Origin of the sequence: Bradyrhizobium oropedii (assembly GCF_020889685.1) — a bacterium.
Lineage (GTDB): Bacteria > Pseudomonadota > Alphaproteobacteria > Rhizobiales > Xanthobacteraceae > Bradyrhizobium > Bradyrhizobium oropedii.
In genome coordinates, this window is record NZ_JACMYO010000046.1 from 14,116 (window position 1) to 37,760 (window position 23,645).

General features: G+C 59.0%; 18 protein-coding genes. All 18 read left to right on the forward strand.

The window, feature by feature from the left end; translation table 11 throughout:
• The 18 genes from H8A95_RS15210 to H8A95_RS15295 all read left to right on the forward strand — a co-directional run bounded on the left by H8A95_RS15210 (nucleotide 1) and on the right by H8A95_RS15295 (nucleotide 23,640).
• The gene (locus H8A95_RS15210) at nucleotides 1-996 is read left to right on the forward strand and encodes an NAD-dependent epimerase/dehydratase family protein (RefSeq protein WP_229183871.1); all 996 of its coding nucleotides are present in this window, start codon (nucleotides 1-3) and stop codon (nucleotides 994-996) included.
• 55 nt (nucleotides 997-1,051) lie between these two features.
• Entirely contained in the window at nucleotides 1,052-2,923 is a 1,872-nt protein-coding gene (gene asnB, locus H8A95_RS15215; protein WP_229183872.1) for an asparagine synthase (glutamine-hydrolyzing), read from the forward strand.
• Between the two features lie 27 nt (nucleotides 2,924-2,950).
• Entirely contained in the window at nucleotides 2,951-3,814 is an 864-nt protein-coding gene (locus tag H8A95_RS15220; RefSeq protein WP_229183873.1) for an ABC transporter permease, read from the forward strand.
• 31 nt (nucleotides 3,815-3,845) lie between these two features.
• Nucleotides 3,846-5,117 carry an ABC transporter ATP-binding protein gene (locus H8A95_RS15225; RefSeq protein ID WP_229183874.1) on the forward strand — a complete coding sequence of 424 codons (1,272 nt, stop codon included), beginning with the start codon at nucleotides 3,846-3,848 and terminating at the stop codon, nucleotides 5,115-5,117.
• The gene (locus tag H8A95_RS15230; protein WP_229183875.1) at nucleotides 5,117-5,947 is read left to right on the forward strand and encodes a class I SAM-dependent methyltransferase; all 831 of its coding nucleotides are present in this window, start codon (nucleotides 5,117-5,119) and stop codon (nucleotides 5,945-5,947) included. The genes H8A95_RS15225 and H8A95_RS15230 overlap by 1 nt, the downstream gene beginning before the upstream one ends.
• The gene (locus tag H8A95_RS15235) at nucleotides 5,944-8,481 is read left to right on the forward strand and encodes a GNAT family N-acetyltransferase (protein ID WP_229183876.1); all 2,538 of its coding nucleotides are present in this window, start codon (nucleotides 5,944-5,946) and stop codon (nucleotides 8,479-8,481) included. Before H8A95_RS15230 ends, H8A95_RS15235 begins: the two co-directional genes overlap by 4 nt.
• 2 nt (nucleotides 8,482-8,483) lie before the next feature.
• A complete protein-coding gene (locus H8A95_RS15240) occupies nucleotides 8,484-9,179 on the forward strand; it encodes a metallophosphoesterase family protein (RefSeq protein ID WP_229183877.1) in 696 nt (231 codons plus the stop codon).
• Nucleotides 9,176-10,231, forward strand: coding sequence for an ATP-grasp domain-containing protein (locus H8A95_RS15245; RefSeq protein ID WP_092115534.1), 1,056 nt, complete (start codon nucleotides 9,176-9,178; stop codon nucleotides 10,229-10,231). Before H8A95_RS15240 ends, H8A95_RS15245 begins: the two co-directional genes overlap by 4 nt.
• 50 nt (nucleotides 10,232-10,281) lie before the next feature.
• On the forward strand, nucleotides 10,282-11,436 hold the full coding sequence (locus H8A95_RS15250; protein WP_229183878.1) for a class I SAM-dependent methyltransferase: 1,155 nt from the start codon (nucleotides 10,282-10,284) through the stop codon (nucleotides 11,434-11,436).
• A gap of 64 nt (nucleotides 11,437-11,500) precedes the next feature.
• Entirely contained in the window at nucleotides 11,501-12,634 is a 1,134-nt protein-coding gene (locus H8A95_RS15255) for a DegT/DnrJ/EryC1/StrS family aminotransferase (protein ID WP_229183879.1), read from the forward strand.
• Nucleotides 12,635-12,688: 54 nt separating this feature from the next.
• The gene (locus H8A95_RS15260) at nucleotides 12,689-14,116 is read left to right on the forward strand and encodes a glycosyltransferase (protein ID WP_229183880.1); all 1,428 of its coding nucleotides are present in this window, start codon (nucleotides 12,689-12,691) and stop codon (nucleotides 14,114-14,116) included.
• A gap of 78 nt (nucleotides 14,117-14,194) precedes the next feature.
• The gene (locus tag H8A95_RS44150; RefSeq protein WP_229183881.1) at nucleotides 14,195-16,141 is read left to right on the forward strand and encodes a glycosyltransferase; all 1,947 of its coding nucleotides are present in this window, start codon (nucleotides 14,195-14,197) and stop codon (nucleotides 16,139-16,141) included.
• A gap of 47 nt (nucleotides 16,142-16,188) precedes the next feature.
• On the forward strand, nucleotides 16,189-17,598 hold the full coding sequence (locus H8A95_RS15270) for a glycosyltransferase family 4 protein (RefSeq protein ID WP_229183882.1): 1,410 nt from the start codon (nucleotides 16,189-16,191) through the stop codon (nucleotides 17,596-17,598).
• A 101-nt stretch (nucleotides 17,599-17,699) separates the two neighbouring features.
• A complete protein-coding gene (locus H8A95_RS15275) occupies nucleotides 17,700-19,037 on the forward strand; it encodes a glycosyltransferase (protein ID WP_229183883.1) in 1,338 nt (445 codons plus the stop codon).
• 25 nt (nucleotides 19,038-19,062) lie between these two features.
• Nucleotides 19,063-20,649, forward strand: coding sequence for a glycosyltransferase family 4 protein (locus H8A95_RS44155; protein ID WP_229183884.1), 1,587 nt, complete (start codon nucleotides 19,063-19,065; stop codon nucleotides 20,647-20,649).
• Between the two features lie 36 nt (nucleotides 20,650-20,685).
• Nucleotides 20,686-21,486, forward strand: a complete 801-nt coding sequence (locus H8A95_RS15285; protein WP_229183885.1) for a polysaccharide deacetylase family protein — start codon at nucleotides 20,686-20,688, stop codon at nucleotides 21,484-21,486.
• Nucleotides 21,487-22,434 (forward strand): methionyl-tRNA formyltransferase, encoded by a 948-nt coding sequence (locus H8A95_RS15290; RefSeq protein ID WP_229183886.1) that lies wholly within the window; start codon nucleotides 21,487-21,489, stop codon nucleotides 22,432-22,434.
• A 72-nt stretch (nucleotides 22,435-22,506) separates the two neighbouring features.
• A complete protein-coding gene (locus tag H8A95_RS15295; RefSeq protein WP_229183887.1) occupies nucleotides 22,507-23,640 on the forward strand; it encodes a glycosyltransferase in 1,134 nt (377 codons plus the stop codon).
• The last annotated feature ends 5 nt before the right edge of the window (nucleotides 23,641-23,645 follow it).

Here is a 23,645-nt window from a genome sequence, read left to right on the forward strand (position 1 = left end):
ATGGATATTCGCGGAAAGAAGGTTGTCGTTATCGGGGGCGCCGGGCTGATCGGGTCGCATGCGGTCGATCAGCTGACGCAGACTGACGTCGGCGAGATCGTCATTTACGATAATTTCGTGCGCGGCACGCATGAGAACCTTGCAGGCGCCTTGCGCGACCCCCGCGTCAAGATTTTCGAGGCCGGCGGCGATATCACCCAGGTCGATATCCTCGATGCTGCCCTGAAGGGAGCCGACGGCGTCTTCCAGTTCGCTGCGCTCTGGCTGCTGCAGTGCCACGAATTCCCGCGGACGGCCTTTGACGTCAACGTCAACGGAATGTTCAACGTGCTGGACGGCTGCGTGCGCAACGGGGTCAAGCGGTTGGTCTGGTCGTCGTCGGCGTCGGTGTACGGCGATGCCGTCGAGGAGCCGATGACGGAGGACCATCCGTTCAACAACAAGAACTTCTATGGTGCGACCAAGATCTGCGGCGAGGCGATGGCCCGTGCCTACCACTTCCGCTATGGCCTCGACTATGTCGGCCTCCGGTACATGAACGTGTACGGACCGCGTCAGGATTACCGGGGAGCATACATCGCAGTGATCATGAAGATGCTCGATGCCATCGACAAGGGAGACGGGCCGACCATTCTCGGCGATGGATCGGAAGCCTTCGATTTCGTCGCGGTGGAAGACTGCGCGCGAGCCAATCTGTGCGCCATGGGCGCGACCGCGACGGATCGCTTCTACAATGTCGGCACGGGCCAGCGGACCTCGCTGAAGCAGATCGCCGAAAAGCTCCTGAACCTGACCGGTTCCAATCAGCCCATCAACTATGCGCCGCGCAGCCAGGCCACGCTTGTGCGCAATCGGATCGGTTCGCCGAAGCGGGCGCAGGAAGAAATCAGCTTCACCGCCGCGATTGACCTGGATGACGGGTTGCGGCGGCTGATCGACTGGCGCAAGAGCCATATCGATCAGGTCGATCAGCGTCGTGCCAAGGCCCAAATCTGAAGGGCTCAGATCTGAGTTCGCATCCGAGATCATGGAATAGATCGGCCAGAATCACATGTGCGGCATAGCCGGAATTCTGCACCGCGACGGGCGGCCCGCTTCAATAACCACGTTGACGGCAATGACCGATATCATTGCCCATCGCGGGCCGGACGGCGAAGGCCACTACTGCAACGGTCCCGTCGGACTAGGCCATCGCCGGCTCTCGATCATCGATCTGACCGACGCCGCGCGGCAGCCGATGGAGACGCGGGACGGGCGCTTTGTGCTGACCTACAATGGGGAAATCTATAATTTCAAGGAATTGAAGATCGAGCTTTCGGCCAGGGGGCGCGTTTTCAACTCCTCCGGCGACAGCGAGGTGTTGCTGCATGCCTTCGCCGAGTGGGGCCTTGGAGCGCTGCTCAAGTTCAACGGCATGTTCGCCTTTGCGATCTGGGACAATCAGGAGCGGAAGCTCACATTGGCCCGGGATCGCTTCGGCGTGAAACCGCTTTACTACGCGGAGCTTGGCCAGACATTCGTCTTCGCTTCCGAGCACAAGGCTTTTCGGGCATTTCCGGAGTACAAGCCGCGTGTCGACATCAGCGGACTGTCGGAATATCTGAGTTTTCAAAACTTCTTCGCCGAGCGGACACTGTTTGCCGGCGTGAAGTTGCTGCCCGCCGGCTGCTACCTGCAGATTTCGCAGGACGGCAGGGCCGTCGAACCGGTGCAGTACTGGGATTTTCATTTCGAGGAACCGGAGTACGCGGTCGACGAGATTGAGGCGACCGACGAGCTCGATCGCTTGTTCAGGCAGGCCGTTAACCGGCAACTCGTGAGCGACGTCGAGGTCGGGTGCTATCTTTCCGGCGGCATGGATTCCGGCTCCATCACCGCGCTCGCATCGAGCCAACTGCCGTTCATGCGGACGTTTACGGTCGGCTTCGATCTCAACTCGGCCTCGGGCGTCGAACTAGGATACGACGAACGGACCAAGGCCGAGCATATGTCGTATCTGTTCAAGACCGAGCACTACGAAATGGTCTTGAAGGCCGGCGACATGGAGCGCGCGCTGCCTCAGCTGGCGTGGCATCTGGAAGAGCCTCGTGTCGGCCAGTCCTATCCCAACTTCTACGCGGCGAAGCTCGCGTCCAAGTTTGGCAAAGTGGTGCTGACGGGGACCGGGGGAGATGAACTCTTCGGCGGGTACCCCTGGCGCTACTATCGCGCTGTCGTGAACGATGACTTCGATCACTACATCGAAAAATACTTCGGGTTCTGGCAGCGTATGGTCCCGAGTGGAACGATGCCGCGGCTTCTCGGACCGGTATGGGATGAAGCCAGGCAGACCTCGCCGATCGATATTTTCAGGGGCGTGTTCAAGGAGCACGCCTCGGAGCTGCGGCGGCCCGAGGATTATGTCAATCACTCGCTCTACTTCGAGGCCAAGACGTTCCTGAACGGACTTCTTGTCGTCGAGGACAAGCTGGCCATGGCACACGGGCTCGAGAGCAGGGTGCCGTTTCTCGACAATGATCTCGTCGATTTCGCAATGAAGCTCCCGGCCAAGATGAAGCTCGGCAATCTGACGGAGGTCATTGGCCTCAACGAAAACGAGCCTGGAGGAAAGGCGCAGCGCTATTACGAGCGCACAAGGGATGGCAAGCTGATTTTGCGGAAGATGATGAGCCGGCATATTCCGGACGAGGTGGCAGAGCGCGAGAAGCAGGGCTTCTCGGCGCCGGATGCCAGCTGGTTCAAGGGAGAAAGCATCGAGTATGTCAAACGAAGACTCTTCAGCAACACCGCTCGGATCTACGATTTTGTCGACCGGAAGACCGTTCGCTCGCTGGTCGATGAACATCTGGAAGGGCGGGAAAACAGGCGGCTGCTGATCTGGTCTTTGCTCAATCTCGAGCAGATCATGGAAAGCAGCTTCTAGGCACGCACAGATGGGAACGCGCTGCAGATGAATGGTATCTTCCCGGCAGCAAGATGGGTGCGGGTCGGCTTGTCGCCATACCGCAACTCTCAGGCCTTATGGACGACGATCGAGCAGATCCGGCGGTACCCCGATCTATTGCGGGAGATGGTGGATCGTGACCTGAGCGCTGCGCATGCCCGGCACGGGTTTGGTGCCTTGTGGGTCTTCATTCATCCCCTCGTGGTCGTTGGGACATACCTGCTCATCTTCGGCTTCGTGCTGGGAAGCAAGCTGTCAATCAGCGCGGATTTTCCCGGCGATTTCTCCGCCTATATCCTGGCAAGCCTGGTTCCTTGGCTGATGATGCAGGCTGCGCTGGTGCGCGGACCCGGAGCGTTGATCGGGAGTGCAAGCCTGGTCAAGCAGGTCGTGTTTCCGATCGAGCTGCTTCCGATCGCGTCGACCATTGCTGCAACGATACCTCATCTGCCGGCCCTCGCACTCGTCATTGTCTACAAGGCCTATGTGGGAGGCCTCAGCTGGATGGTCCTGCTGCTGCCGGTCGTATTCGTCATTCATGCGATCCTGGCTGTCGGATTGAGCTTCGCCCTTGCTGCGATCACGCCGTTCTTCCGCGATCTGCGCGAACTCGTCACCGTGTTCACGTCGATCGCGATGTACCTGATGCCGACGGTGTACCTCCCTGACTGGATGCCGCGTGCCCTCCGTCCATTGATCTATTCGAATCCCTTCAGCTACCTCGTCTGGGTCTACCAGGACGTTCTCTTCTTCGGTTCGTTCAGACATCCGTACGCCTGGGCGATTACCCTCTTGTTCGCGCTGCTGAGCCTGGGGCTCGGATACCGCATGTTCGAAAAGCTGAAACCGTACTATGGCAATGCTCTCTAACGATCGAGACGCCGGCGAGCTGATTCCGCCTGTGGTCTCAGCCGAGCCGGAATTCGCTATTCGCGTCACTAATCTCGGAAAGGCCTATCGGCTCTATCAGCAGCCGTTGGATTTCCTGAAGGAGATCGTCACCGGAAAGCCTCGGCACCACGAGCACTGGGCGATCCAGAATGTTTCCTTCGAGGTGTTGCGCGGACGCGTGGTCGGCATCATCGGGCCGAACGGCGCGGGAAAAAGTACCCTCCTGAAGATCGTCGCCGGACTGCTGGATGCCACGACCGGGCGTGTCGAGGTGGCCGGCAAGCTGTCGGCGATCCTGGAGTTGGGGACCGGCTTTCATCCGGATGTGTCGGGTCGCGACAACATCGTCCTCGGTGGCATGTGCCTGGGTATGACGCGGGCGGAGATCGAGGCTAAGGTTCCCTGGATCATCGATTTCAGCGAGCTTGCCGAAGTGATCGATCAGCCGTTCCGGACCTATTCGAGCGGCATGCAGGCGAGGCTCACCTTCGCCACGGCGATCAGCGTCGATCCGGAGCTTTTCATCGTCGACGAGGCGCTCGCAGCCGGCGATACCGCCTTTGTCAACAAGTGCATGAAACGGGTTCGTCAGATCTGCGAAAGCGGCGCCACCGTCCTGTTCGTTTCGCATTCGAGCGGATTGATCAGCGAGCTGTGTGACGAGGCGATCTGGATCGACAAGGGGCGGGTGCTGATGCACGGAAATGCTCAGCGCGTCAGCAAGGCCTATGAGCAGAGTGTTTGGGATATCGAGGAAGCGCGCAATCTCCGGGAAACCAAGAAGCTGAGCGAGTCGATTGAGAGTACGGCCGAAACCGGAAAATACGAGCTCGGCGGCGGTACCTTGCAGATCACTGCCGTCGAAGTGCTTGACGTCGACGGCAAGCCGATCGGCGTTGTCAAGAACGGGGAACCGCTTCGGATACGAATTTCGTGGTCGGGCTTCTCCGAGCATAAGCAGATTTACGCAAGTTTGCGGATCGATACCGCACGCCTCCAGGCGGTTGCCGGAATTGAAGGGTATGACGGCGGCCTGTTTCTTGATGCGGTCAATGGTTTGCCGGAACGCGGAAGCGTCATCTACGAGGTGCCCGAGCTCGCTCTTGGCGAAGGGCAATATTACATTTCTGCCGCTCTGTGCCGTCACATGCTGCCGAAGGGCTCCGAAGCCATCCTGCACTACGTGGAAAAGGCGGCGCAGTTCTCGGTAGCCCGTAATTCTCTGTGGCATTTCAACTATCTCTACGACCCGAAATTCACCTGCAGTATCGAGCGAAGCTGATGACGACGATGACAGATGGTGAATGGCAGGACAGGCTCGAGGCGTTCTTTGAGCTGCGCGCGCGCCAGATATCGGAGAAGCCGACGCTGGATGACCTGTGTTACGTTGCCGGCAGAAATCCGTTTCTCTGGACCGACGAGCGCCTGCTTGCCGATCTCAAATCGCACATTTTGAGTCTGATGCAGATCGACCAGAACAGCAGGGTTCTGGAGGTGGGATGCGCAGCCGGTCTTCTCGCGCTGCTCGTTGCGCCGAACGTGGGCAAGTATGTGGGCGTCGATCTGGCGGAGACCCCGCTCGGCGTTGCGCGACGGCTCGAGCTCCACAATGCCGACTTCCACCAGGCCGCTGGGGAGAATTTGCAGTTCGGTGACCGCGAGTTTGACGCCGCCCTTTGCTATGATGTGTTCTCGAACTTTCCGAAGTTTCGGACCGGCGAACAGGTCATTCGAGAGATGCTTCGGGTCGTGCGCCCAGGCGGGCGCGTTCTCGTCGGCTCGGTGCCTGACCGGAGTAAACTTGAACAGTCTCAGCAGATCGCGGCTCAACTGGCGGCTGGATTCGGCGCACAGCTAGCCGCCCGCCCGCCGCTCGAAACCATGGTCAAGCAACGGAAGCTCAATTCCTTGGCCAAGCTTGCAAGCTATCTCGGAGTTACCAAAGATGCGACTGCGGCGCAGATCAGGCCGGAAATCGTATCGTATGACTTCCTCAAGGAGGATTTCATCGATCTCGGAAAGCGACTTCGGGTCGAGACAAAGATTGTCGACATCCACCCGCGCAATCCCTATCTCGGCACGCGCTTCAACGTGATCTTTGTCGCTAAATGAAAATCGTCGGATTTCACGACGTCGATCGTGGCCGCTGGAATTCGCTGGCGGCCTCTTCGCCCGAGGCCTGGTTGAACCACGATACCGCGTGGGTCTCGATCGAGGAGCGTTTCTTTGTCGACGCCAACCTGTCGTTTGCCCTGATCAACAACGACGACATCGTCGGTATTCAGCCGCTGTATCTGAGCGATGGGACAGGTACGCCGTTTGGTGAGCGCCTTCTGCACTCGGGAATCCATCGTCATGCCGGCTTGGCTACGAGTGAGCGGATTGACCGCGGTACCAAGAAAGCGCTCCGCACCGCGGCCATGGACGAGATATTTCGACTGGCCGAGCTGTACGATGTCGATCGGATCCAGCTCAATTCGCACAATCTTGCGCCGAGCAATCGCGCCGCCTCGCGCGAGGAAATACCTTTTTGGGTGACAGATTTTGGATTCCATCTGGGAATCTCGTTCGGCCCAAATGGAATGAGCCCTTTCCCGGGTCTCTCGACGGTCAATGCCGATCAATTGATCGATCTCGACCAATCCGAAGACGATCTGTTTTCGAATTTGGACGAAGGGTGTCGAAGGGCAGTTCGGAAGGCGCTCAAGGCGGGCCTCACGTTTGAAGTCGCCACGGATCGATCGCCTCTGAAGGACTACCTGGAAATAGCCGAAGAGTCGGCCGTGAGGACGGGAGAGGCGCTGCCGCCGGTTTCCTACTACGAGGCGGTCCTTGACGGCTTTTTCGCGCAGAGCCGGGCGCATCTGCTCTTCGTGCGTGAACGAGATACCCGGTTGGCTGGATTGATCGTGCTCAGCGACAAGATGGCCGTGCACTTCATGGCCGGAGCCGCCCGATCCGATGCTCTGAAGCTCCGTCCCAACGATTTTCTGCATTGGAACGCGATGTTGTGGGCCAAGCGTGCCGGATTTCGAACGTATCGTCTTGGACCGTGGTTTCCGGAAGTGCCGCGCGATTGGCCGATCTCGAAAGTATCCTACTTCAAGACGAAGTTCGGATCGACGTCGTTGCCGATCATTCAGGGAAGCATGTTTCGTCGCCCGGAAAGATACCGTCGGGAACCGCCCGCGTTAGAAGAGCACCTCAGAGGCGTGGGCTATCGCGCCGCGGAGTCCTTTGTGTCCGCGCGAGCCGGTAGCGAATTTGTTGCCCACCTCCTGCGCGTTTTCGGATTTCCTGGTGCTTCGCCGTCGTTGGACGGCGGGCCTTTGGTTCTGTATCGTCCTCAGAGCGAGGACGTGAGCCGAGCGTCCGACTTTCTTGGTCGCGGCGGTTCCGTCGTGGCAGTATTGCCGGCCGTTGGGTTCGCGAAGGCATTCGCCGTCAGGTCGGAAGCGAGGGCCGTCGATTCTCCGCGGGTCCTGCAGGCCGAAGTGGCGGGGCCGAAGCCCTGGAAACGGCTACGGACCCTGCACTCGTATATGCGATTTGTGGCCGCGGAAGGCGTGCCTGTCGTCACCGATGACGAGGGGCGCGCTGCCTGGCTCTGCTTATGCACCTCCGCAGGCGGCTCGATGATATTCGCCGGCACCGATATCGTTTCGGACCTCGTTCGATATCGCCAGGGCGATCCCGCGGCCGCCGACAAGCGGCCTACGGATGCGATGTGGGGCTTCGCTGGCGAGCGGCCAAACTATCTCTTTGAAGGCCAGCTTGCCGGTGAGAATCCGCGTGAGCGTCACGCGGACTGGTGGTGCGAAGCCCTCTCGGATGCGCTGACGCGCCTATGTGGTGAGACCAGGCGTCCGATGTTGCCGAATGGAGCGCCGGGTGCGATCGTCATCACGGGCGATGACGATCAAGCCGCGCTCGGTCGGTATGCCGCGCAGCTGGAAGCACTCGGCTCGCTGCCGGTTACATATTTCCTTCATCCGCTTACCAAGCATACACCGGAGACGTTGGCGCAACTCAAGTCGCGCGGGCGCGTCGAACTGGGTCTGCATCCCGATGCGCTTGAAGAGCCGCAAAAATATGCTGAGCTGTTCTCGGAACAGGCGAACTGGTTCAAGCAGCTGACGGGAGAGGACGCGCGGACTGTCCGAAACCATGGATTTCTGAACGACGGGTATTGGAAACATGCCGAGCCATGGAATGCGCACGGCGTGAGGGGGAGCTCCAACCTGCCCGGGCTTGATGGTCGCATGCTCAACGGCTCGCTGCTACCCGGAAGACTTTTGCTCGATGACAAGCTCACGGATCACTGGAGCATCCTGACCGCCATCGGCGACGGGATCGTGTTTGTGCACGGCTGGGATGATGATCAATCGGCGGATTGCATTTTCGGACTTGCGGACGATATTCGGAAGAGCGGCGTCCCCGGCGTGATCGTCGTCAATCTGCATCCGGAGAACATCGACAAGACCCGAGGAATGCATCACGCGGTTCGCAAGGTCGTCGACGACGGATTCTTTCCGTGGACGATGAGCGAATGCCTCGCATGGTTCGAGAGCCGTCCCGAGCAGCGGCAGGCTGACGTTCGGCCGGCTTTCTCCTGGGCGCGGCTTTTGGGCCGACGGAGCAGCTGAGTATGCGCCTCGGCGTTCTGTCCGACGCTCACGGGAATATCGAGGCGTTCGAGCTGGCGCTGGCCGTTCTGGCAGACGCGAAAGCTGACGTGATCTACTTTCTTGGGGATTCGGTGGGATACATCCCGGAGAAGGGAGTGGTCAGCGCACTCCGGGCCGGCGGCATTCACATCGTAAGAGGAAATCACGATGACATGCTGGTCCGGCAGACGACGACTGCGGACCGTGAGGCGATCTATCGGCATCGCGAGACGTTTGCGCTGCTGAGCAACGATGAGCGCGACTTTGTTCGGAGCTGGCCGTCGAAATTGACCGTCCGTGATGAGCGTGGAACGATCCTGTTCGTTCATGGCAGCCCAACGGACCCTTTGGAAGGTTACGTATATCCGGACAGCAGCCTGTCGGACTATGCGGAGACGGACGCAGATGTCGTCTTCATGGGACATACACATCATCCCTTTGTGCGGCAGCACGCGGACAAGCTCTTTGTCAATGTAGGGAGTTGCGGCCTACCGCGAGGAAGTGACCTTCGGGGATCGGTCTGCATCTACGATCCAGGCGAGCGGGCCGCAGAGATCATCCGGTTCGATATCTCAGGCCCCTGTCGTCGAATCCTGTCGCGCTATCCGCTTGCGCCCCCGGTCGCTTCGCTACTTGAGAGGTGCGCCGATTTCAAAGCGAATGAGGTACAATCTTGAAGAGTAGACGCGCAAAGGTTCTGCTGACGGGCATCGGCGGAGGCGGTCACGGCGAACAAATACTCAAGGCTCTCCGGTTGGGCGAGCTCGAGTACGACATCGTGGGCACGGACGTGAGCGATCTGTGCGCAAACCGAAACCTCGTCAATAAGTTTGTGCAATTGCCGCGGGCGAGCCACCCCGCGTATCTGGATGAGCTTCGATCACTGGCCCTGTCGGAAAAATGTGTTGCCGTCTTTCATGGATCAGAACCCGAGATGGCTGTTCTGAGCCGAGCGCGATCCGCGCTCGAGGCTGACGGCCTGTACGTGCCCGTCAATCCACCGACCGTTCTTGAGATTTGCCAGGACAAGACGAAAACGATGGCTCACCTGGCCTCGTGCGGATTGTCGGCGCCGAGCTTCATGGAAGTGCGCGCGCTGTCGGATCTCGACCAATGGGAGACATTGCCGGCAATCCTCAAGCCGTCTGTCGGCGGTGGTGGGTCGGCGAATGTCTTCATCGTTCAATCGCGCGAAGAACTGTTGGCCTTCGCGCGTTATCTGCTTGCGACCTGTGAAGCCTTCATTATCCAGGAATACATCGGAACCTCGGACGACGAATATACGGTCGGCGTGCTGTTCGGTGCGGATGGTACCCTCCTCAATTCGATTGCGATCAGGCGGGTCATCAACAACGCCCTGACGATCCGTACTCAGGTCCCCAACCGGTCGGGCCGTCCCGATCTCGGGTCGCGGCTTGTGATATCGACCGGCATTTCTCAGGGACATATTGCCGACTGGCCCGACGTGCGAAGCGCGTGCGAGAAAATTGCCGGCTCACTCTCGCCGAGAGCTCCGATCAACGTGCAATGCCGTGTCGTGGACGGTGCCGTGATCCCGTTCGAGATCAATCCCCGATTTTCGGGAACGACCTCGCTGAGGGCAATGGCTGGATACAACGAACCGGACATTCTCGTCCGAAGAGATGTCTACGGAGAGAATATCCCGGTCCGGTTTCCATACAAGGAAATGACAATCCTGCGGGGCTTGCAGGAGCACCCGCTTGGCTAATTGGCGATCTGAACTCGACAGACGGCAGCGGATCAACAAGGAGTGAGCTTATGACAGCACAATGTCCGGTGTGCGAATCGACGCACCTAAGCGATATCTACCCGTCCTTTTCCGGGACCTGCATCACATCCGACATGATGGTGCTTCGAGAGGCGTCCCTTGACAATCGGCTGTGCAAGGAATGCGGCCTCATATTCAACGCCGGCGGGACGAGGGGGCGGGCCGAAGCCTTCTACAAGGATAGCTACAATCTTATGATGAAGAGCCCGGACGCTGCAATCCAGAGCTTCTCGGGGCCGGCTCCCATCTCGCAAGCGGAGCGCACGCACCAGATTCTGAGGGAAATGACCAATCTGCCGACCGGCGGATCGGTGCTGGAGATAGGCGCCGGAAAGGGCGACTTCCTAGGACATTTTCTTGAAGAATCTCGCGACTGGCGCGCGGCGGCATTCGAGCCGAGCTCGGCATTCGACGTGCTGCAGAAGAGATTTCCGGCCGCTCGGCTTCGACGCTGCGACTACAAGGATTTTGACGCCGAATCGGCAAGCTTCGATCTGATCGTCGCCCTGGGCGTTCTGGAGCATGTCGAGAATCCGCTCGACATGTTGAAGTGGGCGCATAGGCACCTCAAGGAGGCAGGCTTCTTCTACATTCGCGTTCCCAACTTTGCGAAGAATCCGAACGATCTGTTTTGCGCAGACCACCTTTCGAAGCTTACCTTGCATTCATTGGAATCGCTGGCGCACGCCGCTGGATTTGACGTGGTGTCATCGAAAGAGGCAGGTGTGCCGATCTTTGTTCTGCTAAGAAGGATTGCTGCTCCGAAGCCGCATGCGGTGAATGTGGCAGAGCTCAACCAGCACACTGTCGATCAGAACGCGATGGTGGCCAGGAGCGCGATGGATGCGATCGATCGGTGTCGCAAGGCCGCTGATGCGTCCGGAGAGCCATTCGCCATTTTCGGCCTCGGGTCGTCGGGCTTGTTTGCACCGTTCTACCTTGGCTTCGACGCCGGGAAGATCGCGGCCTATCTCGATGAAAATCGTTCCACATGGGGAAGCGGCTTGAACGGACGTCCGGTGGGCGGTCTCGACAAGATCAAGGAATTGGGGATCCGGCACGTGGCGTTGGCGATTAGCCCGGTCTATTTCGATCAAGTGAAGGCGAAGCTGGTACCTTACGGAGTGGAAGTGTATTCGGCCTAAGGTCAGGTCAAAGACCTGTCCCTCAGCGCACCGCCGGATTCCAGGCATCGAGAGTAGCGATCCAATGAACATCACAGAACCGAGTTTCGACGAAGCTGAAATTGCGTTGCTGCGAGAGTGCCTCGACTCGAAATGGGTTACGCAGGGGCCGCTCACAGAACGATTCGAGCGGCTCATTGCAGAGAAGCACGACGTCAAGCATGCCCTTGCGTGCACGTCTTGCACCGCCGCGCTGCATCTGGCGACCATGGCCCTGAAACTTGGGCCGGGAGACGAGGTGATTGTTCCCGCTTTCACGTGGGTCACAAGCGCGCACTCGGCTGAATACGTCGGCGCCAAGCCTGTCTTCGTCGATGTCGATCTGTCGACCTTCAATATCGATCCGGAACGGCTGGAAGCCGCGATCACACCACGCACGAAGGCCATCATCGCGGTCCACCTGTTCGGCCTCGCCGCGCCGATGGATGAGATCCTGGCCATTGCGCGGCCGCGAGGCATTCAAGTGATCGAAGACGCCGCATGCGCGATCGGCACGACCTACAAGGGCAGACTGGTTGGCGCGATTGGCGACATCGGCTGCTTTTCGTTCCACCCGCGTAAGGCCGTCACGACGGGAGAGGGCGGCGCTGTAACCACTAACCGCGATGATCTTGCGGAACGCGTGCGATCGCAGCGCAACCACGGCTCCACAGGCGCTCCGGATCCGTCGATCGAGCCTCACGGCCCGTGGACGATGGCGACGTTTGACAATCTCGGCTTCAACTTGCGCTTGTCCGACATTCAGGCAGCGGTCGGCGTGGCGCAAATGGGCAAGCTCGAGCGGCTGCTGGCAGAACGCCGGCGTCTTGGGCGCCGCTATTCCGAGTTGCTGGCAGGAAACAATTCGATTGCGCGACCGCTCGGCGGGGACGTCGATGGGCATGCATTTCAATCCTACGTTATCCGTATCGTTGACGGGCATCGCGAGCGCCGCAACGCGGTGATGGCGGCGCTGGCTGCCGCAGGAATTCAGACCCGACCGGGCACGCATGCGGTGCATCGGCTCGGCTACTACAAGAACAAGTATGGCCTGCGCCCTGAGCGGTTTCCGAACGCGGCACTTGCGGAGGACACGACGATCACATTGCCGATTTTTCCGAACATGACGGAGGAGGATCAGCGCCGGGTGGTTGATTGCATCAATCGAGCCAGCGCTTGAGACAAGTGCGGAACGCAGTCGGTGTCTTCGAAGCTATTTCGGTCGGTTCGTTACATGTTGGGGGGCTCGCGCTTTCCCAGGCTCTCCCAGCTCGCGCGAAAGAACCACAATTTTGGCGCGGCTGTCTCTGCGCTTTCCCCGACACCGCAGCGAAGACGCGTAGATCAAGCGATCATCGAGAATGTGAACCGGGTTGCTGCCGAGGGCGACTACGAGCTCCTCACTTCCATGCTGGATGCGCTGCGACCGTTTCTAAATCCCGATCAATCCCCTGATGCGCGCGACTTTTGGGATGCTCTGGTGGCCGATTGTCGCGTGATCGCTGCGGATCGATTGCTACGAGGCGAGATGAACTCTCTCTGGGGGGTCACGCCGATCGTCAATCTAAGCGCGGGCGTTGCTGCAGATCGCGCCCTGGGCGTGAACGCCCGCTCGCTGGTGTTCACCACCTACCACACTTCGTCGAACTTTGATGTCGTATGCTCGGAAATTCAGGCGCGTCTTGTAGCTGAGCGTGGCGAGGATTGGTTCCTGTTTCGATGGCTCATGCTGATTTGGGCCATTGCCAACTTCGATTTCTTTCATCTCTACAATGATCGCGGCATCATCGAACCGGCCGGTGGCTATGGCAGTCCCCGCTTTGGAATTGCGGTGCGCGAGATGGAAATATATCGCCAGGCTGGCAAGCGGCTCTATACCTACGCATACGGTGCCGACCACAGAATGCGCGAGAAGAACCTGGCGCTTGGAAAATGGAACTTCTGCTCCGAATGTCCTGATCCGGGGGTTTATTGTGTCTGCGACGATGCCGGCGGCGCTGCCATGCTGCAGATCATCAGAGAATACTCGACTGCCGTGGTGGCGCACGGGCTGGCCATGAAGCTTATCCCTGGCGCTCGAAACGTGCCGTACCTGACGGTCGATATTAATAAATTCTCTCCCCGACGATCCTGGTCTCAAGGGGATGGAAAGCTGGTTGTGGGTCACTTTCCGAACCACGGCTATTTCAAGGGGACAAAATATCTGGAAGGCGCAATCCACTTCCTGCAGGCTGAAGGTCATGCAGTCGAGCTCTTGCTACTGAGCGGAAAGCCGCACCATGAAATACTGGAGGCGATGCAGAAGATCGACGTTCTTGTCGACCAGCTGATAAGCGGATCCTTCGGTCTAACTGCCGTTGAAGCAATGGCATCTGGCTGCCCCGTCATCTGCTATTTGCACGACGGAGTGGCGATCGCGGATCGTAAAGCCTGCCCGATCATCGAGGCAAATCCAGAGACGATCAAGGAAGTGTTGCGCCAGCTGGTCTCGGACCGCGCGCGGCTTTCCGAAGCCGGAGCCGCCGGCCGACAATATGTCCGGAAGAACTACTCGGTAGAGGCGCTCGGTGCGCATTTGGCGGATCTGTATGTGGCGACTGCAGACTTGCCTAAGTCGCTGAATGCAAGACTCGCCGAACGCGCGAAGGTGCTGAATTCGTGACGTCCTCGAAGCGATCCCTGTTCGAACATTCGAATTGGTCATGCCGGCTCGCGACTAATGCACGGAGCGCCTAAGCCAGTGTCAGTTTCCTATGTTGAAGTCGACTCCGAGAGTCATCCGAGTCAAGCTGGCTCGGCACGGGCGATTGAGGCTGAAAACGTTCGCGCGTTGCGTCTGATCAGCGACTTTCATCAAAAGACGGGCCGACCGCTTCGCGTGCTTCACATCGGCAATATCGCCAACAATGCCTACAACAATGCCCGCATTCAGCGGAAGTTCGGCATCGATGCGGACGTGCTGTGCTACAACTACTACCACATCATGGGATGCCCCGAGTGGGAGGACGGCGCGTTCCAAGAGGGGACCTCGGCGCTTGGGAAGGATCCCTTCAGGCCGGATTGGTGGGCGACAAGCCTGAAGGGCTGGAAGCGGCCCCGTTGGTTCGTCCAGGGTCCAGCAGGGCTCTGCATCGAGTACCTTCGCGCGAAGAACGCGGGCTGGAGAACGACGACATATCTGAAATGGCTGGATCTGGAGTTGGCGGCTCTTCAGGATGCACGTTCCGGCGACGATGCGGGATTCCTCGCCAAATATGTTTCTGGGCATCTGAGATTCCGCCTTTGGCTGGGCGGGCCGGTTCGGTCATCGTACGGAGACAGGCAACCTCTCAGCCTGTACAGAATATGGCTTGGGACGCTCGTGGCAAACGGCGTGCTCGGGCGCGAATCCAAGACGGGGCGTTCCGAGGCGAACTGGTTGGATCGGATATCGGCCGCCGCGTGGTTGAGGATTACGCGCCGAGGTCCGCAGGCTGATGCGGAGGCTCGCGCTGCGCTCGGTACGTTGCGGGAAGATGTTCGCCGCCTGCGCTCTGGCGGAATCTTTGAGAAGTCGTCTTCGTTTGCCCGCTCGCTGGTGCACAGCTTTCTGGCGCTCCTGGAGCGCATCATGCTCAAACTCGTTCCGGTTTCGGAATCCGGTTGCGTGGCGCGATCGATGTCGGATCCCGTTACGCGAGCCCAGGAAATCGAGACGCTGCTGGCCGAAATCAGGAAGGACCCCGCCGAGCTCGACGGCCAATCACTTAAGTATCGCGAGGAGTACATCACGCAGCATCCAAGGGCCTTCGAGGATATCCTCCCGCACTATGACGTCATTCAGGGATATGCCATCGACGGCCTGATACCCATGATGAACGGCGTCAAGAACTTCTGCTGCTACGAGCACGGAACGCTTCGCGACATTCCGTTCGAGAACAACCTGACCGGCTTGATATGCCGCATCTCGTTTCAGCATGCGCCGGCCGCGTTCGTCACGAATTCTGACGTGCTTCCGCAGGTGGAACGGCTGGGTTTGAAGCCGGAGCGGGTGTTCCACCTGCCGCATGCATTCGACGACCGAAAACTGGTTGAGTTTCGGGCGGCGCATCCTGAACTCGCCCCGCCGAAGAGCGGACCCGTCATTTTCTTTAGTCCCTCGCGTCACCATTGGAAGCACGGAGCCGCATCGTGGCGGAAGGGCAATGACGTCGTCATTCGCGCGGCGGCGGAGATCGCGCGCGAACGAAGCGACTTCAAGCTTGTATTCGTCGAATGGGGTCAGGAAGTCACCGACAGCAAGGAGTTGATCGAGGAACTGGGCCTGTCGAAGTTGGTTGAATGGGTTCCGACGATGTCGAAACGGGAGCTCTGGCAGCGCTACTGCACGTCGCATGCGGTTGTTGACCAATTCGTCATTCCGGCTCTGGGCGGCGTCGGATTCGAGACAATGGCGTTGGGCGTCCGGCTGATCTCCGCTATCGATCGAGAGCAGACAGCTTTGTTCTTCGGTCAGGAGCCGCCGTTGCTCGTGGCCGGCAACGTCGCTGAGTGCGCCGCGCGAATGCGGGAGGTCATCCAGGATCCACTTGATTCCCAACGCAGAGGTGCAGCTGGGTCGCAATGGATGTCGACGTTCCATTCCGCGGAGAGAATTGTTGCTCTCCAGTGCAAGGCATATAGCAATTTGTTGCTAGGTCAGTGGTGACGGCGCTTCCCGCCACGCCGATGCTGATTTCTTAGAGTTACCGCAGAATGCTCAAGCAGATATCATCTTTCATCAAGAAGTTCCCTCCTGTCTTCCACGCGTTGCGGCCGGTGTTCTATTTTCTTTTCGGCCTGTGGAATGTGTCGGTCACACGGTTTGCGAATTATCGCGCGCGGCTCGCGCAGGCCCGCATCCCGAAGATGGCTGCTGCGGGAGATGCCAGGTCGAGAAGTCGACAGATTGGGAGATCTGCCTCCGGTCGCGAAGTGGTAATGCTTGTCGTCTCCGATTTGCGCGTGGACCCACGAGTTGAAAGGGAAGCTCGGGCGCTTGCTGCTGCCGGATACGACGTGACGGTGATCTGTCCCGAGCCATCGAAGGGCGTCGGGATATCCTTCAATCTCGATTGGGGACCGCGGGTTCACATCAAGTACGCTGATTGGACGGCTGCGACTTTCATCAGCGAGCAGCCGGGCTACCTTGCCGATCAGCTCTACTGGGAAGCCGTGAAGCGAAAGCCATTCGCATTCCATGCCCATGATCTGGCCACGGCATATGCCGCGATGGCGGCCGCAAAATACCGGGGTGCTCACCTGGTGGTGGATTTCCACGAGTGGTTTTCCGAAAACGTTCATTGGGATGCACAAAAGTCCGCCTGGGCGCCGTATCCCGCCGACTGGAAACGCGCGCTTCAGGAGTTGGAAGTTCGCTGTCTTACGGAAGCATCCGCGACCATCACCGTATGTGATTCAATTGCCGATGCGATGAAGGAAGAACTCGGTGGTACCCGTCCGGTTGTGATCCGTAACATTCCCGACATTGCGGTTACTCCCTCACGCGATTATCCGCCGCTGAAGCAGCAACTGGGATTGCCCGAATCGACCTTCGTTCTGCTCTGGCAGGGAGGGACCGGACCTACTCGCCTGATCGAGCCGATCATTGAAGCCCTGGCTTATGCGCCGGATTGTACTTTCGTCATTCGAGGCCCGTCTCTGGATCTGTTTGGGCCCGACTATCTGGCGTTGGCGCGACGCACGGGCGTCGAGGGCAGGGTTATACTCGCGCCGCCGGTTCCGTCGAAGGACGTTGTGGCGGCCGCCCGGGGGGCGGACGCCGGGATTTGGACGTTGCCGGCTCTATGTCGCAACTTCACCTTTGCGCTCCCAAACAAGATTTTCGAGTATCTGGCGGCGGATCTTCCGGTCCTTGTGGCGCACTATCCTGAGGCGAAGCGTCTTGTGCTTGAGCATGAGGTCGGGCTGACGTTTGATCCGTATGATCCGCGTTCCATCGCAGAATCGATCAACCGCCTGACACAAGATGCGCAGCTGCGAGCGAGTTTCGCTGCCAGCACGCGAAAGGCCCTCGCAACGCTGGATGCAAAGTCGGAGTGGCAGAAGGTCGTTTCGCTCTACGACAGCCTGAGAAAATCCCGGACCTACAGGTCCGTGCAATGAGAGATCTACTGAGATCGTTCGCGCGGCTGGTATTGCCGCGGAGCGTTCGAGAGTGGATGCTCACGTCATGGTCGCTTGCAAGATCACCGAAACGAGGGCTGTTGCCGGCGCTCAAGCGAATGCTTCGAAGCTTTGCCGTGCGCGGCGCGACTGCTCTATCCCGGGGCATTCTCAGGCTCGCGGTTTACGCCGCTCGAGGATTTGGAGCCGTGCGGCTGTGGCGCGGGCAACCCAGGACCTTGTGGGGCGTAACGCCGATCTTGACCCTGGACCTCAAGGCGAGGGCGGATCGGTTGCTCGGCTTTCGATCGGCTTCTCTTGTCTACGCAACCTACGTCATCACGTCGCGCTTCGATCTAAATCTTCAACGCCCGTACCTGCTGGCACTCAGGCATGGACTTGGACCTGCGTTCCAGCGGGTGGTGCTCGCATGGGCCTTGATCCGGTATGATGTGTTTCACTTTTTCGCCGACCGCGGTTTGCTCGATTCAACGGATCGTTTGCAGATCAGTTTTGAGGAGCTTGCGGCTCTACGGCGGGCTGGAAAGCGCGTCTATATTTATGCGTATGGTGCCGACGTTCGTACCAGGCAAGCGACTCTGGCCCTCGGCAAATGGAATTTTTGTGTCGATTGCACGGAAGCGCCCAAATATTGCACATGTCACGACGCTCAGGCTCAGCGTTATGTTTCCGAACTGACCAAGAACGTCACCGCGTTGGTCTCGCTCGGCGACATGCTGACCTACATGCCGACAGCAAAACATATCAACTACTGGCCGTTGGATCTGGATCAGTTGAGTGCAGTTCTTCCGGATACGCCGTCCGGTCCCCTTCGTATTGCTCACGCGCCAAATCACACGCACTTCAAGGGCTCAAAGTACCTGGAGCGGACGATCGACGGGCTGAAGGCGCAGGGATACGATATCGAGTATTGCAAGATACAAGGCGTTCCCAACAGCGAGGTTCTCGCGCTTTTCGCGCAATCCGACGTCGTGGCGGACCAGTTTATTGGCGGCGCTTACGGCTACACCGCGCTCGAGGCGATGGCGCTCGGGAAGCCGGTCCTAAGCTTCGTTAGAAGCGCGGATCTGGTTGAGGCGCCCGAGGAGTGCCCGATCATTAATGCAACTCCGGACGAACTTGAGCAGGCATTGTTGTGGATCATCCGCAACCGCAATTGCCTTCGCAAAATCGGTGAGCAGGGCCGGCGCTATGTCGAGCGATGGCATGGCATATCGGCGGTCGCCGCACGGCTGGGGCAGTTGTATCGGGACACTGCAAACTTTCCACCGATCGTCGTCGACCGCATTCGGTCCGCGCAGGATCGCGAGGAAGTTCGACGCAATGCTCTTCCTGTTGTCGGGAATTGGCAGCATCCATTCCAGATTGCCAGGCTGCCTGCGTCAGATGGCCTCGATGCACTCATGAAGGCGCCCTGATGATCGCGCCGCTAGGGAATCTCCGGTGACATCGGTCGACACGTTCGGCACAATCACGCCTTCGCTTCAGTCGCAGTCGCGCGGCCTCGATTGGCATCGGCGTTTTCGGGAGGATCGCGGGCGAGCTCTGCGCGTGCTGCATCTCGGCAACATTGCGAACAATGCGTTCAACAATGCCAGGATCCAGCGCCAGCACGGCATCGATGCCTACGTCATCGCCTATGAAACTTACCACATTATGGCTTCCCCCGAGTGGGAAGAGGCGACGTTCGAGGGCGACCTCGGCGATCCATTCTACCCAGATTGGACCAAGGTTGATCTCGGCGGCTACCAGCGGCCGAGATGGTTTGCCTCCGGGCCCCTCGAGTTGTGCTGCTCGATGATCTCCGCTGAGGTTGACGGACAGGCCGGCCTAGCCGACGGATTTCGACGCTCGCTCGATCGGGCCCGGCAGTCGGTGTCTGGAGAGACTGCCACCGCCTGCGCGATCCGTCTCGGCCAGAAAATCAAACGAAGGATTCGTCGGTCACCGGCGATGGCTCGCGATATCTTCATGCGGCGCGTTCTGGCAAGGGATGTTGATCCGGAGCAGAAACGGCTTGTTGCCGTTTGGAGGCAAGGGAATGCACCGGCCTCTCCGCCTAGCGCCGCGGATTTTGCCAGCTACCGGGCGCGGCTCGCGCCGCTCGTGAATTTGATGGATCGGTTTGACGTCGTCCAGGCCTATGCAACAGATGGTGCCTGGCCGCTGCTCGCCCAGCGCCCGTATTTTGGGTATGAGCATGGGACGTTGAGGGCAATTCCCTTTCAGGACGATAGCCTCGGGCGACTAACCGCCACCGTGTTCCTCGGAGCTGACCACGTCTTCGTCACCAACATCGATTGCGTACCTGCCGCACGACGGCTTGGCGTGCCGCCGGATCGGATTACCCCGCTTCCGCATGCGTTCGACGATACGAGGCTTGCCAAGTTCCAAGCCGCAAACGGCGCAATTCGTCCCCCCGATGACTGCGTCGTCTTCTTTCATCCAGCGCGCCATGACTGGCTGGATGCGGACCCCAGCCTGGTGAAGGGCAATGACAGGTTGATCAAAGCCTTTGCGACGGTCTCGCGGGAAAATGATCAGTCGCGGCTTGTCATGATCGAGTGGGGGCGCGACCTCGACAGGTCGCGCGAACTCATACGCAGCTTGAACCTGGAGGCCAAGGTGCAATGGCTTTCACCGATGCGGAAGCCGCAGCTCTGGCAAACATATTTGTCGAGCCATGCCGTGCTGGATCAATTCGTTCTTCCCTCATTCGGAGGGGTTACCTTCGAAGCGCTGGCGCTTGGAAGGCGCGTCATCACCAACGTCGATTTTCAGTCAGCGGAAGAATTCTTTTCGGAGGCGCCGCCCATTCTGTCGGCTTCAACAGAGGACGAGATAGCCGAGGCGTTGCGGAAAGTCATCGCGGACCGAGATGACAGGCGCGGGATCGGTGATGCCGGGCGCTCCTGGATCCAACGCTATCATTCGGCCCAGAGGATCGTTGAGCTGCAACTGGAAGCCTATCGAACCCGCATCGCAGTTGAGCCGCGAACGATCTCTTCTGCAAAGGGCATCCAGCCATGAAGCGAGCCTTGCCTGAACCGTCTGCAAGTTTTGGTCATGTCTTCGCAGGACATGCGCCAGGTGAAATTGCAGATGGGCTTGTCGACCTCACACGCATCTCGATCTGAAGAAACCTCTAATTCCGGGTGGTCCACCTCAATGTCTAGCCCTTCAAGTCCTAAGCCATTCACGTTTGAGTACTATCGGCACCTCCTGCGCACCGCTCTCGACAACGGCTACAAGGTCAGTTCGTTTGAGAAATATGATGCCGCGAACGAGCGTACTTTGATCATGCGGCACGATATCGACTACACTCTCAATGGTGTGAGTCAGCTTGCTTTGATTGAGTCTGACCTCGGGGTTACGGCAACCTACTTCTTCAGGGTTCATGCGCACGAGTACAACTGCTTCACCCCGCATGTGTATCGTCTCATCCATGCGTTGCGCGGAATGGGACACGAGATAGGCCTGCATTTCGAGGCCATGACCATCGGACGAGCCCTTGAGATGCCGCCGGTTGAGTTGCTGCGTAAGGAGAAGGCGGTGCTCGAAGCAATCACCGGGCTTGAAATACACTCGGCCTCCGAACATCGCGACATCAGTCAGGTCGTCCACCAGACGGGAAATTACCACGATAGTTTCGATCCCCTCGACGGGGGCTTCCGGAACTATGCGCTTGAAAAGCGCTTCTTCGGGGGCATGAAATATCTGTCGGACTCGAACGGCTTTTGGCGGGAGGGAGATCCGACGGAGCATTTCAACAAGCACTCCCGCTTTCAGGTATTGGTCCATCCAGATTGGTGGTTCGAAAAGGACCTTCTTCTGAAGGGGCCGTACTTCCATGGATTGGGCAACTAGATGTCCCTTCAAGGTGCGAAGGTTCTTTATGTGACTTGCGCCGAGAACGGCCTGCACGGTCTCGCGCAGTTGACTAAGGCCGGCATTGACGTCGCAGCGGTTGTGACTATCCCACCGCAACTGGCGACGAAGTACCTCGTGTCCGGATATGTTGATGTATCGCCTTGGTGCCTGGAACACGGACTGAGATGTATTCAGCTGCGTGAATACAAGATCGAAGTTGCAGATGTGGAAGCGATAGACTTCGACCTGCTTATCGTGAACGGATGGAATCGGCTGATTCCGCCTGACGTGTTTTCGTTGGCCCGGTTGGGTGCGCTGGGGATCCATGCGGGCCATCCGCCTCTCGGGCTGGGGAGGGCGCCGCTGGTCTGGAACATCATACATGGACAGTCGGATATCGAGGTCTTCGTATTCCGCTTGACCGCCCAAGCCGACGACGGCGACATCATGGCTGCCCAGGTCGTCGAGATAACAGAGCATGACGACGTCAAGACCCTCTATGAAAAGGTGATGGATGTCGGGGCGGACCTGTTTCTAACGGCAATTCGAAAGCTGCAGGCGGGGGAGGGCGGGTACTCCCAGGATCGCCGGTTCGCATCCCACTACCCGAAGAGAACGGAGGCAGACGGACTCATCGACTTCACGATGACCGATCGCCAGATTTGCGACTTTGTCCGAGCGCAGGTGCCGCCGTACCCGGGCGCCTTTACGTATCTCGGCTCTGAGAAATGGAAAGTTCTTAGGATTCAGCGATACGACCGCTTCTTGTTCCGGGATATTCCTCGCATTCCCGGTCGCATCTTGCGCGTCCTTCCATCCGGTGTCGTTGTGCAAACCGGCGCGGCTCCGATTTGGATCAGGCGTGCCGAGGTCGATGGGGCAGACGTCGATCCGATGTCTCGACCAGACATCGTCGGACAACGGTTCGGCGACAGCGTCGATTGATTTGATCAGCAAATGGACTGACCGCGGGCGGTCTGTTCTCTAGGCCGCACACCGTCATAGTCGCACAACAAGATGAAAATCCTTCACGGCCCTTTCAATATCGGTAATCAGCCCTGGTCGCTCTCGCGTGCCGAGCGCCGGCGCGGCAACAAGAGTGACCTGGTCATTCGAAGCGGGACCTGGTTTCGATACCCGGCCGACGCGGTTCTGTATGACGAGACGACAAGCGACTTTCGAAAAGTGGTCCGAAGCACGTGGTTCGGGCTGTCCGCTCTTCTTCGCTACGATGTGCTCCACTACTATTTTGGAACGACGTTTCTGTATCCGGGCTATGCGTTCGAAGGTGTAGGCCGGATGGGGCCGCTGCTGAATCGGCTCGTGACCGTGGACCTCCAGTTGGCCAAGGGGTTGGGCAAGAAGAGGTTCATGACCCTGCAAGGGTGCGACGCAAGGCTGGCCGGGGAGGGCAATCGGCGGAATGAATGGACCATGTGCGCCAGCGGCCGTTGCTCCGCCTACGAGACCTGCGTCACGTCGTTGGATGCGCGCCGGTCCCGCCTGATCGATCGCGTGCTCCCGCTGTTTGACCGCGTCTTCTATCTCAATCCGGAGCTGGGACACGTCGTTCCGGGAGGGCAGTTCCTGCCCTACGCCAATGTGGAGATCGGTCATTTCTCGCCCGAGTATCCCCGTGCCGAAGGCAGGCCGAGAATTGTTCACGCGCCGAGCGATGCGAGCATCAAGGGCACTCAGATGATCCTCGATGCGCTGGAGCGCCTGAAGTCACGGTTCGACTTCGAGCTGATCCTGGTTGAAAAGAAAACGCATGAGGAGGCGATGGCCATCTACAGGTCCGCTGATCTTGCCATTGACCAGGTGCTTGCGGGTTGGTACGGCGGCTTTGCCGTCGAGATGATGGCGATGGGAAAGCCGGTGGTGTGCTATGTCAGGGAAAACGACCTGCAGTTCGTCCCGCCGGCCATGCGGGATGATCTTGCGATCCTGAACGTCGATCCCGGGCGGCTCACGGAAGATCTTGCGGCCATTCTCGAGCGCCGAGCCGAGTGGACAGAGCTCGGAAAGCGAGCTCGTCGCTATGTCGAGCGATGGCATGATCCTGATCATATTGCCGGGGCGATGATCGAAGCCTATCGCAGCCCCGACAGTACGTTTGTGCTGGCGCCGGCGGGCGCCGAGGTCGAGTAGGTTCA